The following is a 14,358-nucleotide window of genomic DNA, read 5'->3' as shown; positions in this document are numbered from 1 at the left end:
CGATTCGTGGCGTCAAACCGTGGTCGGTTTCATCCATTGGTGCCAGTTATCGATGCATTTGGCCGCGAAGGCAGGATTTGGTCAGCATAGCGGTCAACCGGGAAGCGAAACACACCCCGCAAGTTGATGCTCTCCAGCCTGGTGGGCGCAATCTTCCCGATCAGTTCCGGTGGAATGACCTGGCGGCGGTTCGACCAGCGATCCAGGACCGCCTGCATCTGTGAGGTATTCCACGCCATCACGATGTTGGCCATCAGGCTCAACGCATCGGCCACAGCCTGCATTTCATCGACACGTTTGGCCTGCGCCGGGCTGATCCGGCCGGTATAAATGGCGCGCTTGAGGGCGTTAACAGCCTCGCCCCGATTGAGCACCCGGCGCAACTCGTTCCTGAAAGCGTCCTTGACAAAGTAGTCAGCCAAAAACGCCGTACGCAGCAACCGCCCCAATTGCACGCCAGCCTCATAGATTGGATCGCCCTGGGCGGCAGAACCGAACCGCGCAAGAGCTGCCACCGCACTGGCATGTCCGCTCATGACCGAGGCTGCCAGGTGCACCAGACTATCCCAATGCTTTTCGATCAAAGCGACGTCGACATTGGCTTCGCACACCGCAGCGATTTCTGCGGGCACTTTGGTGCCGCGTGGCACAAAGAGGTGGCGCTGTTTGAGTTCCTTCAACCGCGGGCAAAGATCAAAACCAAGCAAACGGGCATGTGACATGGCAAAGTCGGTGTAGCCATGGGTATCCACAGCAAGCTGGCTGGTCTCCAGCTTTTCTTGGCGGATGACACCTTCAATGGCCACGCCCGCCTGGCGCTCATTGAGCACAAAGGGCTGCGCATGGAAGATGCCCCACCGGTCTTTTACATGGGAGTAGATTCCAATGGAAGGTGTGTTGCGCCGAGGATCAAGCCGGGCTTGCCACACCCGTTTGGTGGTCTCCATGCTCATCATGTCAGAAGATGCCAAATCGGACCGCCCCCAGGTGGCGGCAATCGGGTGTCGCTGCATGAATTCCAGCACAGCCTGGCAGGCCTGGCTCAGACGCCGTTCGTCCCGCGCCCAGCGCATGGCCTGGCGAATGCTGGTGGCAGACAATTGCGGAATCATGCGCGCGCATTCGACCGCAGTCAGACTGGTGCCGTGGGCCATGATGCCGGCATAGACCATCAGCAGCTCGTCGGTAGAGCGCGGCTCACGTCCGAGCATGATCCAGCTAAAGCGCACCTGGGCGTCAACGGCCAGAATCACTTCCGGCAATTGAACCTCACCGATGCGGTGATCCAAAGCCGCGCGCAGCTTGGTCACTTCTGGGTCTTCGTCCTCTGCGGGCAATGGCGACAAATGGAGTTCATCATCCACGCGCAGTACGCCACTGCGGGCTGCAGCGGCCACCGCATCGACACCGGCAGTTACTCTGGCCAGCAAAGGCTTCAAGAAAGTGGCAGCCTTGCTGGGTAACGATAGACGGGCATAGTGTTTCTTGGACTCTGCCTGCCAACGCTCGTCCGTGAAGAACAAGCGCGCACGACCCCGAAAGCTCAGGCTGTGCTCAATCCAGACCGAGCCATTGCGCACCGCGCGGCGCAGGGCAAACAGGGTGGCCACCTCCAACGCCTGAAACGCCCGTTCCCGGTCTGGGCTGGAGATCGAAACCTGCCAGATCATTCCCAGACTTGGTGCCACCACTTCAACTGGCAGCTTTCTGGATCCTTTGAGATATAAAGCTTGCAGCTTGGCAAGGTACTCGATGGCAGGATGCTCGCCGGTGGCCTGCCAGGGCAGCTTTGCAATGGCGACGAGCAACGACCGCACGGGGCGAATTCCATCAATCAATCCCTCGCGGACCAGGGAGGCCCTGCTCGGTGGTTTGCGTTTCTGGGTTTCGGTGATCAAGGCTTCAAGACGGGCACGCAACTCAGCATCTGGCACCGCACCTTGCGCGCTCAAGGCAACAAGTTCGCCGAGCAGCGTTTTGTACATTGCGGCCCAATTGACGGTAGCGGGGACATCGGCGGCAGCCTGACGCCACAGATCGGCGATCCGGCGCTGCACCATAAGGATCAACTGGTCTGTGGTGGTGAACAGGCAATACCGAAGAAAGCATGCGACCTCCACGGTGCGCGCTGGCTCTTTGATCTTGGCTCCGGCTGAGGGCGGCCTGGAGACAAGTCGGCGCGCGTAGCGGCGCAAGATGAGATCGGGGATGTCTGCCAGGTGCTTATGAACGTCCAGCGTGTAAAGCAGGTCGATGCGCTCCAGTACCTCGCTGATTTGGCGGGTTGAGTGTTTCGCCGGTGCAGCCCATAGCCAACTCTGCTGGGTTTGTCCATCTGGGCGCAGCTCTGAAACTGAGGCTCGCCAGCGATCAAGTGTTGCTGGATCAACGCTGGCGGCGATGGCGGTGCCTGTTTCAACTTCAAGCTGGGCAAGTGCCGCCGCAATCAGTGTCCGAATTGCCCGCTCGTGCACGATCACCAGCTTGTTCTTGTACAGCCATTGACGCGCCCGCACGAGTAGCTGATCGCGGTCGGCGCAGCGCGCCACTTCGTCGCGCAGTTCACGTACCAGTGAGCGGCGCTGGTGCTCGCTCATCCACTGGAATCCAAGGACCGTGCAGGCTACTTGTTGGTGATCGAATAGCGTGCGCCCGCGTTCATACATGGCTCTCAGCGAGGCGACTTCTGGTGCTGCAATGCCAAGCTCGTTGCCAAGGTGGCGCCACAAGGCTACTGGAATTACCCGAAAGGCACCGAGCAAACGCCCACTCATGCGCAGGAAACCAATATGGAGCGCCAGACCAAGCTTGTGGGAATCACCTCGGCGTGCATTGATTGCGTCGCGCTCGGCACCATCGAAGGTGAAAAATGCCTTCATCTCGAAGTCGCTGATATCGCGGGGGAGCCCACGCATCCCCAAAAACGTTGTGTGCCAACCCTGCATCGTGAACCTCAAAAGTGGGAGGCCACCATACCCGTTTACAAAGCGAACAGGAAAGTCAATGAAATCAACGGTCTACCCAGACCACCCCCGCGCCAGTGCTAGCTTTGCGTACCGTCACTTATTGCACTGAAAACGAGGAGACCCCTACACTGTTCTTCACCTTCTTCTTCGGGCCGCCGCTGTGGTGCGCGGTGGCCCTCACAAGCGCCTGGCGCGCGCGCCCGGGCTGGTGGTGGTTGGCGACTCTGGTCGGACTGGGCTATGCGCTGGGCATCGTGGTCTTTACGCAGCAGGTGAACCTGCCGCTGAACCAGATCACAGAATCGTGGACGCCCGCCACGCTGCCGGCGGACTGGGTCGTCACGCGCGATGAGTGGAACCGCGCGAATGCATGGCGTGCAGGCTGGTGCTCACTGCTCTTCGCCCTCGGCTTGGCCACATTGACTTGGCGCGCCGCCGGCTCTCAATCGACAGGCACGGCGGACTTGGCTATGCCGGGAGCCTTGCGATGATCAGCTTCGAGTTCCTCCGCACCTCGTTTCCGGATACTTGCGTCATCTCATGGCAGCCGATTCCAGAGACCCGATGTCTCGATTCGACAAGATCCTATGACGGACATTGTGCTGCCGAACGTACTGCCTGCTGTCGCAATCGGTCTCGGCAACGTATGGGCGGAGCGATTGCGTCGTTGGCGGGGATGATATGAAGATCACCCTTGACGATCTTCGCCTCGTCTACCACGGCCCGCATATGGGCGCGAGGCAGAAACTCTCCATTTCCGGGTCAGTCACTCACGCCATACCTTGACGGCGATTCAAATAGTGCAGAGCACTCGTCGCCTGGTGCTGGCTACTGAGCCCGGATTTGGCGATGCCCGTCGGAGTTGGGGACTAGACCAGGACTAGACCCCGGGTAGGTGCCACCCCGCTTGGGGGTACCGTGGCTGCATATCGCTCCTCCCGTGCGGGTTCCATGCCCATGCCCGTCCATGAAGCCTACCTGTGGATCGATGCTTTTGGCGTGGACACTGCCCAGCCAGAGCGTAAATGGTTAGTACCTATTCAAGTCGACTTGGATAGGCTTATACTTATGAGAAGGCCAATCGCAGCGTTTGGCTGATTGACCACTGGAGCGCCTCCAGCGTTGCCTTCGCCATGTAGATGCCGGAGCTGACGCGGTCCTCCACCGCCTTTCGTCCCCTGAACCTAGACACAAGGAGATAGCATGAAGCCTCTAGTCACCGTTACAAATTGGGTCCACCAAGCCGTACTCGATCGCCTATCTGCTCACTTCGAGGTCCTTGCGAACTCGGATCGCGAGCCCTGGCCCGAAGACACACTGCTTCAGAACCTCTCGCGTTCAGACGGCGTGATCACGTTCATGCCGGACATGATTGACGAGTCGCTCCTGAACCATGCCAAGAAACTCAAGATGGTTTCTTGCTGCCTCAAGGGCTATGACAACTTCGACATCGACGCTTGCACACGACACGGCGTGTTGGTGTCAATCCTTCCGGACCTCTTAACCGTGCCAGGCGCGGAGCTGGCGATCGGCCTGATGATTACTGCAGGCCGCAATGTGATCGCGGGTGACAGCTACATCCGGCGTGGCGAATTCAAGGGCTGGCGCCCTCGCTTCTACGGCACAGGACTAGAGAAGAGTACGGTTGGTATCGTCGGTCTGGGAGCGGTAGGGCGCACTATCGCCGAGCGACTGAAGCCTTTTGGAAGCGACGTCAGGTACTGGGACAAGGCGCGCCAGCCCGTCGAGGTTGAGGAGCGGCTTGACGCAACGTTTGTATCGTTCGACGAGCTTCTCCGGGACAGCGACTTCCTGGTCGTCGCTGTCTCGCTCAACGCTCAAACCCGCCACATCATCAATGCAGAGCGGCTTGCAAAGATGAAGCCTGGCGCAATCCTGATCAACTTCGCTCGGGGCTCGTTGGTAGATGAAGCGGCCGTCTCCAAGGCGCTTGACTCTGGAGGTCTCGGTTATTACGCCGCAGACGTCTTCGAGTTCGAAGATTGGTCCATCGCTGACCGTCCCAAACAGGTCCATCAAGGCCTGATCGAGAACCGGTCAAAGACCCTCCTAACCCCTCACATTGGTTCTGCTGTCACCCGCGTCCGAGAAGAAATGGCAATGCAGGCCGCAGAGAATCTCATCGAGTTCTTCGATGGAAAGATTCCGCAAGGAGCACTGAACGCAGAGCAAGTTGGTCGCCACAAGGGGATTGGCAGCAATGCTTAGCCTGACTCAACTAGCCGCGTATGTTGCCATCATCGAGACAGGCACCTTTCAGAAGGCAGCCGAAAGACTTGGTGTATCGCAACCCACGGTATCGCAAAGTCTTCGCAACCTTGAGTCCTACCTCGGTGTGGCTTTGGTCCTGCGAAACAGAATTCGCTGCGAAGCTACGCCTGCTGGCGCGAAGCTGCTCAGGCATGCACGCACGTTGACCCGACTGGCCGCTGATGCCGAGATGGCGCTGCTGCAGGAGCGCGTGGCGATTGGCGCAAGTGGAAACATTGGAACCTACTTGGGGTCGTCTCAGAAAACGGAATCTATGGTCACTCCCGTTTTTGCAACACCGATTTTGACGACAAGTTGGCTTGCTTGAATCTATCCGGCGTCTGAATGGGATTTTATTCCCGCGCCTTGATGAGTTCCGCGCCTGATGAACCTCCAGAAAATATACGGCTTCAATGAGCCTTTCCGTTTTACAGGTTCCTCAACAGGCCGGTGGGCCGTTAGTATCATCAATATCAGTATTCGCAAAACCAGATCAGTAATTCTTTAAACCGGTGTATTTCTGCCGTTATGCTACATAAGTTTGCTGTCGTGCCGTTAGGGCCCAGGCTATTCTGGCCAGCTTGTTTGCCAGAGCACAAGTGACGACAAAGTTGCTTTTCCGGCACAGTAAATCCCTGACCCAATCGGCCAATTTGCCAGACTGGTGTTCCAGTTTTTGTATGAATACCCTGGCACATTGAACCAACAAAGTTCGGATCTTTTTATTACCTCGCTTACTAATTCCCAGCAATGTCGTCCTACCTCCCGTGCTGTACTGCCGAGGTACAAGCCCTGTTGCCGCCGCAAAGTCACGGCTGCTGGCGTACTGCTTCCCGTCGCCAATCTCAGTTGAAATAGTACTCGCTGTCAGTGTTCCGACGCAGGGAATGCTCAGCAAGCGCTGTCCAACCTCATCTTCGTCCAACTTTCGTTTCAACTGGGATTCCAAATCTTTAATCTGCTCAACAAGATAGTGATAATGCTGTTGTAATTTCAGCAATAACTGGCTGAGGTAAAGAGGCAAACTATTATCCTCAAGAATGGTACTCAGTCGGCTAATAACGGCAGCTCCTCGGGGAACGCTAATGCCAAATTCCAGCAGAAAAGCATGCATTTGATTGGTTGTTTTTACCTTATCCTGAACCAGGGATTCACGGACACGATGCAGAGCCCGCATTGCCTGCTGAGATTCCGTTCTGGGCTGCACAAAACGCATAGACGGACGCGATGCAGCTTCACAAATAGCTTCGGCGTCGACAAAGTCGTTTTTATTGCTTTTAACGAACGGGCGGACAAATTGTGGTGATATCAGCTTTGGGGAATGCCCCAACTCTTCCAACTTGCGTGCCATAAAGTGAGAACCGCCACAGGCTTCCATTGCGATGGTTGTAGCGGGGCATGTCGCCAAAAATTCGATCAACTTTGGCCGGGTAAATTTTTTACGGTAAACAGCCTTCCCGCGACGATCCTGGCAATGAATATGGAAAGAGTTTTTACCCAGATCGATACCAATGAGCGCAATGTTTTCCATGATAGTTCTCCGAATGAAAGCCTGTCCTCAGCATAGTACCGGGAAGGAGGGAGTGACCATCTCATTAAATAAAGCACGCTAAGCGTGCGTGGAGGCTGGCACCCAGCGGTACAGCGTCGGAATGGACACGCCGAGGTTCTTGGCCACGTCCTTGGGCGGCACCCCGCTGGCCAGCAGCTTCTTGGCCGACTCGATCTTGCTGTCGGTCATCTTCGGCTTGCGGCCGCCTTTGCGGCCGAGCTGCTTGGCGACTTCCAGCCCGGCGCGGGTGCGCTCGACGGTCAGCTCGCGCTCCATTTCGGCAAGGCTCGCCATGACGTGGAAGAAGAACCGCCCGGATGGTGTGCCGGTGTCGATGGAGTCGGTGAGGCTCCTGAACTGGACACCGTGCTTGTGCAGATCGCCGACCAGATCGACCAGTTGCTTGACCGACCGGCCCAGCCGGTCGAGCTTCCAGACGACCAAAGTATCGCCTTCGCGCAGCATTTCGAGCGTCTTGGCCAAGCCAGGCCGGTCTGCCCGCGTGCCACTCACCTTGTCCTCGAAGACCTTTTTACATCCGGCCTTGCTCAAGGCTTCGCGTTGCAGCTCCAGGTTCTGATCCTGCGTCGAGACGCGCGCATAGCCAATCAACATGGCTTGTCTCGCGCCCGGTCGATGCGTTCCTGCATCGCCTGCATCACTTCTTCGTGGGTGTACGATCTGGCGTTGGCGTCGGTGGCTTGCCGCAGGGCTTCCTCAACCTCGCGCGTCATCCGCTCGTAATCCTCCGGCCACAGCGCTTGCTCCATGCGCAGCGACGCCTGACCCAGCAGGTGCAGCAGGCTGAACAGCCGCATGTCGTTGGTGGCGACGATGCGCTCCCGAATCTGCTCCTGAATAGCTTCGCTAGCCCGATGCGCTTGTGGTGTGGCAGTCCCCTCGTAGTCAGCGGGGAATTCCGCTTCCTCGGCAATCCTTGCCCAGGCGCTGGCCAGCGCCTCGATGGTTGACGTGCTCATTTCCGCCGCTCCTGTGCTCTTTGGCGAATCAACCGGCCAAGGGGCCTCGACGCGAAAACCAGCAGCATCACGCCTATCGGATACCAGGTCGAGAAGACCACCAAGGCATCGAAGGCTGGCCGTCCGGTGTTGGTAGGCAGTACGGCGGTCACAGCCATCAACCCGCCGACCGTCCAGATGATGCGCCACACGTAGGGCATCACGCGGGGCACGTAGCCGTCATCGAAAGCGGTCTGGTAGTAGCGGCGCAGGCCGCGCTCGGCAAGCGCCTGGCGCTGCCGCTCCGACAGCGCATCCGTCCGGCCATACCAGCGCCGGAATGGTGGACAGCGCAGCAGCAAAGGGGTGAAGAGGATCATCACCGCCACGATCGCGACACCCCACGCCATGACGGCGCCGGCATCGGGCCGCTTGGCGTTCTCGATCACGGGCGCGAAGACGCCCGGAGCACCGATCATCCAGAACAGCGCAATGTGCTGATGGAAGGAGAGCTTCATTTGCTCATCCACTTGCGCAGCAGGCGCTTTTTCAGGGAGGCGCGTTCTTGCGGGTTGCGTCCCTTGTGATTGGCGATGCGATCCGCCGTGGCGGCCTGGCGCTTGACGGGCCAGTAGGAGCGGCCATCCTTGCCCATCGACCAGACGCTGCTGGCCTGGTTTTCCAGCAGGGGCAGATGGGCGCTCAGGGCTTCGGGCGACGCGCTGGTCAGCGCCGTGCGCTCACGGGTGCGCCAGCGCTGATGCCAGAGCTTCTTGTCCTCGCGCTCGCTGCCGCAGGTCGTGTGCCCGACGATGGGTGTTTTGCGGCGGCTGCGGCTCATAACGTAGTGGTCTCCAAGAACATTCAGGACTGATCCCAGGCGTCGATGGTCAAGACCTGATCGGCAGGACAGGCGGCTACGCGGTCGGGAACTGGATGGTGTTCAGTCTCATGCCGACCCCATTCGATTGATCGCGTCGCTTGCGGCACGCTGCGACGCAAGGAGGTTTGCGACCTGGTTTAGCAGCCGTGTCCGCTGCATGTCTGTTACCTATCTCCCCGACCGCTCATTGGACCAACTCCAGAGATTGGGCTCTATCGCTCAGCCAATACGAAACCGGCATTGGCTGATGCCACAACCGAGACGAACACAAATGGCTCGGTACCTGTATTTCGCGCCCCGTGCACTTGGCCCGGTCTTGCCACGGCTATCTCACCTTCCCTGAGGGCACGAACAATCCCATTGCCCTGAAAGTAATCAGCCATTCCCGACAAAACAGTCCACGTGTCTTGGCCGTGAGGATGAATGTGAGCCGCAATTTCCTGCCCGGGATGGACATGCCAAACCACGATAATTGAGTCTCGGGTTTCAAGCACAACGGAACGAATAGGCTCGCCTTCGGACGGCTGAACATACTCGGCTACAGAAAATATTCTCGATTCAACAGTCATCGGAGATCCCTCTTTCACAGTGCCCCCAGACAGGCTGGATATGAATTCTAACTCGAATTTGAACGGGAGGCTGGTCGTGCGGTCGTGCAGTTGCCGATGAGCGTGTCGGCTGCTGCCTCCTTGCCCACCAGCGAACTCACGTCCGTTGCGGCCATCCAGAAGGTCTTGCCCGAGCGCGGCTCATAGGTCGCGGGATCGAACACGCCAGAGGGGCCGAACATCGGCGGCTTGATTGGTCATGGCTCCATGCCTTTGTCGTTACGGTCTTCATCGTCGGCATCCTGACGCACGGCGGGCAATTGCTGGAGCAACGCCGGCAGCCATTCCTGTACCGTCTCCCACACCACATCGAGGTTGATGTCGAAATAGCCGTGAGCCATGCGATTACGCATATTGCGCATGCTGCGCCACGGCACGTCGGCATGCGCCTGGGTGAACTCGACGTAGCCATCCATCACCTTTGTGGCCGCCTCGCCGATGACGATCAGGCTCATGATGACGGCCTGCTGGGTGCGCTTGTCGGCCAAGAAGTCGTCCTTGGCCATCCCTTCCACGAAGCTGCGCGCATCGGTTGCGGCCTGCTGAATGTGGTCGAGGTAATCGGGCAGGCGGTTCTCGCTCATATCGGTTGCGCCTCCGCGAGCACCTTGGCCCGGAACTTCGGCGGCAGGTCGCCGGGAGTCAGCAGATCGACGTCAACGCCGAGCAGCGATTTCAGTTCTTCTTCCAAATCGCCCAAGTCCAACAACGTGGCACCGGGCAGCGCATCGACCAACAGGTCGAGGTCGCTGCCATCCCGGTCGGTGCCATGCAGCACCGAGCCGAAGACGCGCGGGTTCGCGGCGCGAAAGCGGCCTACCGCTTCACGCACTGCGCTTCGCTTCATGTCAAGCACAACAGACGGTCGCATGCGCATCCTTTCTTATCGAAACTCGTTGAGATGATATGCAATCAAGAATAGAATTTCAAGAACTATTTTCGAGAATCGCAATGCCTTGATTCCCGTGCCGCGCCGGTTGCCTTGGCGGGCTTGTCACAAACCTACGTTTTCAAGAAGAAGGAAACCGCATGCCCCGCCGTTCGATCCTCTCCGCCGCCGAGCGCGAAAGCCTGCTGGCGTTGCCGGACACCAAGGATGAGTTGATCCGTCACTACACGTTCAGCGAAAGCGACCTCTCCATCATCCGGCAGCGGCGCGGCCCGGCCAATCGGCTGGGCTTCGCGGTGCAGCTCTGCTACCTGCGCTTTCCCGGCGTCATCCTTGGCGCTGATGAGCCACCGTTCCCGCCATTGCTGAGACTGGTCGCCAACCAGCTCAAGGTCGGCATCGAAAGCTGGGACGAGTACGGGCAGCGTGAGCAGACCCGACGCGAGCACCTGGTCGAGCTGCAAACGGTGTTCGGCTTCCAGCCGTTCACGATTGGCCACTACCGGCAGGCTGTCCAGTTGCTGACCGAGCTGGCCATGCAAACCGACAAGGGCATCGTGCTGGCCAGAGCCTTGATCGAGCACCTGCGGCGGCAGTCGGTCATTGTGCCCGCCCTCAACGCCGTCGAGCGGGCGAGCGCCGAAGCGATTACCCGCGCCAACCGGCGTCTCTACGACGCCTTGGCTGAGCCGCTGACGGACGTGCATCGCCGTCGCCTCGACGATCTGCTCAAGCGCCGCGACAACGGCAAGACGACGTGGCTGGCCTGGCTGCGGCAATCCCCGGTCAAACCGAACTCGCGGCACATGCTGGAACACATCGAACGCCTCAAGGCGTGGCAGGCGCTCGACCTGCCCTCCGGCATCGAGCGGCTGGTTCACCAGAACCGGCTGCTCAAGATCGCCCGCGAGGGCGGCCAGATGACGCCCGCCGACCTGGCGAAGTTCGAGCCGCAGCGGCGTTACGCGACCCTGGTGGCGCTCGCCATCGAGGGCATGGCCACCGTCACCGACGAAATCATCGACCTGCATGACCGCATCCTGGGCAAGCTGTTCAATGCCGCCAAGAACAAGCATCAGCAGCAGTTCCAGGCATCCGGCAAGGCGATCAATGCCAAGGTGCGGCTGTTCGGGCGCATCGGCCAGGCGCTGATCGAGGCCAAGCAAGCGGGCCGCGATCCGTTCGCCGCCATCGAGGCCGTCATGTCCTGGGATGCTTTCGCCGAGAGCGTCACCGAAGCGCAGCGGCTCGCGCAACCCGAGGACTTCGATTTCCTGCACCGCATCGGCGAGAGCTACGCCACGCTGCGCCGCTACGCGCCGGAATTTCTCGACGTGCTCAAGTTGCGGGCCGCGCCCGCCGCCAAGGACGTACTCGACGCCATCGAGGTGCTGCGCAGCATGAACAGCGACAACGCCCGCAAGGTGCCCACCGACGCGCCGACCGAGTTCATCAAGCCGCGCTGGCAGAAGCTGGTGATGACCGACACCGGCATCGACCGGCGCTACTACGAACTGTGCGCGCTGTCGGAGCTGAAGAACGCGCTGCGCTCCGGCGACATCTGGGTGCAAGGCTCGCGCCAGTTCAAGGACTTCGAGGACTACCTGGTGCCGCCCGCGAAATTCGCCAGCCTCAAGCAGGCCAGCGAATTGCCGCTGGCCGTGGCCACCGATTGCGACCAGTACCTGCATGACCGGCTGACGCTGCTGGAAACGCAGCTCGCCACCGTCAACCGCATGGCGCTGGCCAACGAGCTGCCGGACGCCATCATCACGGAGTCGGGCCTGAAGATCACGCCGCTCGATGCGGCGGTGCCCGATACCGCACAGGCCCTGATCGACCAGACGGCGATGATCCTACCGCACGTCAAGATCACCGAATTGCTGCTGGAGGTAGACGAATGGACGGGCTTCACCCGGCACTTCGCCCACCTGAAGTCAGGCGACCTGGCCAAGGACAAAAACCTGTTGCTGACCACGATCCTCGCCGACGCGATCAACCTGGGCCTGACCAAGATGGCGGAATCGTGCCCCGGCACGACCTACGCCAAGCTGGCCTGGCTGCAAGCCTGGCACATCCGCGACGAAACCTACGGGGCGGCACTGGCCGAGCTGGTCAACGCGCAGTTCCGACATCCCTTCGCCGAGCATTGGGGCGACGGCACCACGTCATCGTCGGACGGCCAGAACTTCCGCACCGGCAGCAAGGCCGAGAGCACCGGCCACATCAATCCGAAATACGGCAGCAGCCCAGGGCGGACGTTCTACACCCATATCTCCGACCAGTACGCGCCGTTCCACACCAAGGTCGTGAACGTCGGCGTGCGCGACTCGACCTACGTGCTCGACGGCCTGCTGTATCACGAATCCGACCTGCGGATCGAGGAGCACTACACCGACACGGCAGGGTTCACGGACCACGTCTTCGCGTTGATGCACCTGCTGGGCTTCCGCTTCGCCCCGCGCATTCGTGACCTGGGCGACACCAAGCTCTACATCCCGAAGGGCGATGCCACCTACGAGGCGTTGAAACCGATGATCGGCGGCACGCTCAACATCAAGCACGTCCGCGCCCATTGGGATGAAATCCTGCGGATGGCCACCTCGATCAAGCAGGGCACGGCGACGGCCTCGCTGATGCTCAGGAAGCTTGGCAGCTACCCGCGCCAGAACGGCCTGGCCGTCGCCCTGCGTGAGCTGGGACGCATCGAGCGCACACTGTTCATCCTGGACTGGCTGCAAAGCGTCGAGCTGCGCCGCCGCGTGCATGCCGGGCTGAACAAAGGCGAGGCGCGCAACGCGCTGGCCCGCGCCGTGTTCTTCAACCGCCTGGGGGAAATCCGCGACCGCAGCTTCGAGCAGCAGCGCTACCGGGCCAGCGGCCTCAACCTGGTGACGGCGGCCATCGTGCTATGGAACACGGTCTATCTGGAGCGGGCCGCGAACGCCTTGCGTGGCCACGGTCAAGCCGTCGATGACGGCCTGTTGCAGTACCTGTCGCCGCTCGGCTGGGAGCACATCAACCTGACCGGCGATTACCTCTGGCGCAGCAGCGCCAAGATCGGCGCGGGCAAGTTCAGGCCGCTACGGCCGCTGCAACCGGCTTAGCGTGCTTTATTTAATGAGATGGTCACTCCCTCCTTCCCGGTACTATGCTGAGGACAGGCTTTCATTCGGAGAACTATCATGGAAAACATTGCGCTCATTGGTATCGATCTGGGTAAAAACTCTTTCCATATTCATTGCCAGGATCGTCGCGGGAAGGCTGTTTACCGTAAAAAATTTACCCGGCCAAAGTTGATCGAATTTTTGGCGACATGCCCCGCTACAACCATCGCAATGGAAGCCTGTGGCGGTTCTCACTTTATGGCACGCAAGTTGGAAGAGTTGGGGCATTCCCCAAAGCTGATATCACCACAATTTGTCCGCCCGTTCGTTAAAAGCAATAAAAACGACTTTGTCGACGCCGAAGCTATTTGTGAAGCTGCATCGCGTCCGTCTATGCGTTTTGTGCAGCCCAGAACGGAATCTCAGCAGGCAATGCGGGCTCTGCATCGTGTCCGTGAATCCCTGGTTCAGGATAAGGTAAAAACAACCAATCAAATGCATGCTTTTCTGCTGGAATTTGGCATTAGCGTTCCCCGAGGAGCTGCCGTTATTAGCCGACTGAGTACCATTCTTGAGGATAATAGTTTGCCTCTTTACCTCAGCCAGTTATTGCTGAAATTACAACAGCATTATCACTATCTTGTTGAGCAGATTAAAGATTTGGAATCCCAGTTGAAACGAAAGTTGGACGAAGATGAGGTTGGACAGCGCTTGCTGAGCATTCCCTGCGTCGGAACACTGACAGCGAGTACTATTTCAACTGAGATTGGCGACGGGAAGCAGTACGCCAGCAGCCGTGACTTTGCGGCGGCAACAGGGCTTGTACCTCGGCAGTACAGCACGGGAGGTAGGACGACATTGCTGGGAATTAGTAAGCGAGGTAATAAAAAGATCCGAACTTTGTTGGTTCAATGTGCCAGGGTATTCATACAAAAACTGGAACACCAGTCTGGCAAATTGGCCGATTGGGTCAGGGATTTACTGTGCCGGAAAAGCAACTTTGTCGTCACTTGTGCTCTGGCAAACAAGCTGGCCAGAATAGCCTGGGCCCTAACGGCACGACAGCAAACTTATGTAGCATAACGGCAGAAATACACCGGTTTAAAGAATTACTGATCTGGTT

The 14,358-nt window shown here is 59.0% G+C and carries 14 protein-coding genes; 5 read left to right on the top strand and 9 right to left on the bottom strand.

Annotation, left to right across the window (positions count from 1 at the left end; all coding sequences use genetic code 11):
- Positions 1 to 29: 29 nt before the first annotated feature.
- A complete protein-coding gene (locus NI40_RS12460; protein ID WP_003049965.1) occupies positions 30 to 2,945 on the bottom strand; it encodes a Tn3-like element IS1071 family transposase in 2,916 nt (971 codons plus the stop codon).
- 104 nt (positions 2,946 to 3,049) lie between these two features.
- On the opposite strand from NI40_RS12460, the gene NI40_RS12455 reads away from it, so the two are divergent.
- The 3 genes from NI40_RS12455 to NI40_RS23650 all read left to right on the top strand — a co-directional run bounded on the left by NI40_RS12455 (position 3,050) and on the right by NI40_RS23650 (position 5,565).
- Positions 3,050 to 3,457 carry a DUF1772 domain-containing protein gene (locus NI40_RS12455; protein WP_052954136.1) on the top strand — a complete coding sequence of 136 codons (408 nt, stop codon included), beginning with the start codon at positions 3,050 to 3,052 and terminating at the stop codon, positions 3,455 to 3,457.
- Positions 3,458 to 4,169: 712 nt separating this feature from the next.
- The gene (locus NI40_RS12450; protein WP_039262298.1) at positions 4,170 to 5,195 is read left to right on the top strand and encodes a phosphonate dehydrogenase; all 1,026 of its coding nucleotides are present in this window, start codon (positions 4,170 to 4,172) and stop codon (positions 5,193 to 5,195) included.
- Positions 5,188 to 5,565, top strand: coding sequence for a LysR family transcriptional regulator (locus tag NI40_RS23650; RefSeq protein ID WP_052954135.1), 378 nt, complete (start codon positions 5,188 to 5,190; stop codon positions 5,563 to 5,565). Before NI40_RS12450 ends, NI40_RS23650 begins: the two co-directional genes overlap by 8 nt.
- Before the next feature lie 198 nt (positions 5,566 to 5,763).
- Here the strand turns inward: NI40_RS23650 and NI40_RS12440 are convergent, their stop codons facing one another.
- From NI40_RS12440 to NI40_RS12405, 8 genes are all read right to left on the bottom strand, one after another.
- Positions 5,764 to 6,768, bottom strand: a complete 1,005-nt coding sequence (locus tag NI40_RS12440; protein ID WP_000427623.1) for an IS110-like element IS4321 family transposase — start codon at positions 6,766 to 6,768, stop codon at positions 5,764 to 5,766.
- A gap of 78 nt (positions 6,769 to 6,846) precedes the next feature.
- On the bottom strand, positions 6,847 to 7,404 hold the full coding sequence (locus tag NI40_RS12435) for a recombinase family protein (RefSeq protein WP_003100847.1): 558 nt from the start codon (positions 7,402 to 7,404) through the stop codon (positions 6,847 to 6,849).
- Positions 7,398 to 7,769 carry a hypothetical protein gene (locus NI40_RS12430; RefSeq protein ID WP_003100853.1) on the bottom strand — a complete coding sequence of 124 codons (372 nt, stop codon included), beginning with the start codon at positions 7,767 to 7,769 and terminating at the stop codon, positions 7,398 to 7,400. Before NI40_RS12430 ends, NI40_RS12435 begins: the two co-directional genes overlap by 7 nt.
- Entirely contained in the window at positions 7,766 to 8,266 is a 501-nt protein-coding gene (locus tag NI40_RS12425) for a hypothetical protein (protein WP_003100856.1), read from the bottom strand. Before NI40_RS12425 ends, NI40_RS12430 begins: the two co-directional genes overlap by 4 nt.
- Positions 8,263 to 8,589, bottom strand: coding sequence for a hypothetical protein (locus NI40_RS12420; RefSeq protein WP_003100858.1), 327 nt, complete (start codon positions 8,587 to 8,589; stop codon positions 8,263 to 8,265). The genes NI40_RS12425 and NI40_RS12420 overlap by 4 nt, the downstream gene beginning before the upstream one ends.
- Before the next feature lie 254 nt (positions 8,590 to 8,843).
- Entirely contained in the window at positions 8,844 to 9,200 is a 357-nt protein-coding gene (locus NI40_RS12415; RefSeq protein ID WP_003465043.1) for a cupin domain-containing protein, read from the bottom strand.
- A gap of 236 nt (positions 9,201 to 9,436) precedes the next feature.
- On the bottom strand, positions 9,437 to 9,823 hold the full coding sequence (locus NI40_RS12410; protein ID WP_003100872.1) for a HepT-like ribonuclease domain-containing protein: 387 nt from the start codon (positions 9,821 to 9,823) through the stop codon (positions 9,437 to 9,439).
- A complete protein-coding gene (locus tag NI40_RS12405; RefSeq protein ID WP_001247892.1) occupies positions 9,820 to 10,110 on the bottom strand; it encodes a nucleotidyltransferase family protein in 291 nt (96 codons plus the stop codon). The genes NI40_RS12410 and NI40_RS12405 overlap by 4 nt, the downstream gene beginning before the upstream one ends.
- Before the next feature lie 158 nt (positions 10,111 to 10,268).
- On the opposite strand from NI40_RS12405, the gene NI40_RS12400 reads away from it, so the two are divergent.
- Both NI40_RS12400 and NI40_RS12395 read left to right on the top strand, forming a co-directional pair.
- The gene (locus tag NI40_RS12400; protein ID WP_003100881.1) at positions 10,269 to 13,235 is read left to right on the top strand and encodes a Tn3-like element ISPa38 family transposase; all 2,967 of its coding nucleotides are present in this window, start codon (positions 10,269 to 10,271) and stop codon (positions 13,233 to 13,235) included.
- A 78-nt stretch (positions 13,236 to 13,313) separates the two neighbouring features.
- The gene (locus tag NI40_RS12395; protein ID WP_000427623.1) at positions 13,314 to 14,318 is read left to right on the top strand and encodes an IS110-like element IS4321 family transposase; all 1,005 of its coding nucleotides are present in this window, start codon (positions 13,314 to 13,316) and stop codon (positions 14,316 to 14,318) included.
- The last annotated feature ends 40 nt before the right edge of the window (positions 14,319 to 14,358 follow it).

Source organism: Enterobacter sp. E20, assembly GCF_000801755.2.
Taxonomy (GTDB): Bacteria; Pseudomonadota; Gammaproteobacteria; order Enterobacterales; family Enterobacteriaceae; genus Enterobacter; species Enterobacter asburiae_B.
The sequence above is the reverse complement of the archived record's forward strand: the minus strand, read 5'-3'. Positions and strand labels throughout refer to the sequence as shown.

Coding starts and splice junctions, on each gene's coding strand:
- NI40_RS12460 (WP_003049965.1), bottom strand. CDS start 2,945: ATGCAGGGTTGGCACACAACGTTTTTGGGGATGCGTGGGCTCCCCCGC.
- NI40_RS12450 (WP_039262298.1), top strand. CDS start 4,170: ATGAAGCCTCTAGTCACCGTTACAAATTGGGTCCACCAAGCCGTACTC.
- NI40_RS23650 (WP_052954135.1), top strand. CDS start 5,188: ATGCTTAGCCTGACTCAACTAGCCGCGTATGTTGCCATCATCGAGACA.
- NI40_RS12440 (WP_000427623.1), bottom strand. CDS start 6,768: ATGGAAAACATTGCGCTCATTGGTATCGATCTGGGTAAAAACTCTTTC.
- NI40_RS12435 (WP_003100847.1), bottom strand. CDS start 7,404: ATGTTGATTGGCTATGCGCGCGTCTCGACGCAGGATCAGAACCTGGAG.
- NI40_RS12430 (WP_003100853.1), bottom strand. CDS start 7,769: ATGAGCACGTCAACCATCGAGGCGCTGGCCAGCGCCTGGGCAAGGATT.
- NI40_RS12425 (WP_003100856.1), bottom strand. CDS start 8,266: ATGAAGCTCTCCTTCCATCAGCACATTGCGCTGTTCTGGATGATCGGT.
- NI40_RS12420 (WP_003100858.1), bottom strand. CDS start 8,589: ATGAGCCGCAGCCGCCGCAAAACACCCATCGTCGGGCACACGACCTGC.
- NI40_RS12415 (WP_003465043.1), bottom strand. CDS start 9,200: ATGACTGTTGAATCGAGAATATTTTCTGTAGCCGAGTATGTTCAGCCG.
- NI40_RS12410 (WP_003100872.1), bottom strand. CDS start 9,823: ATGAGCGAGAACCGCCTGCCCGATTACCTCGACCACATTCAGCAGGCC.
- NI40_RS12405 (WP_001247892.1), bottom strand. CDS start 10,110: ATGCGACCGTCTGTTGTGCTTGACATGAAGCGAAGCGCAGTGCGTGAA.
- NI40_RS12400 (WP_003100881.1), top strand. CDS start 10,269: ATGCCCCGCCGTTCGATCCTCTCCGCCGCCGAGCGCGAAAGCCTGCTG.
- NI40_RS12395 (WP_000427623.1), top strand. CDS start 13,314: ATGGAAAACATTGCGCTCATTGGTATCGATCTGGGTAAAAACTCTTTC.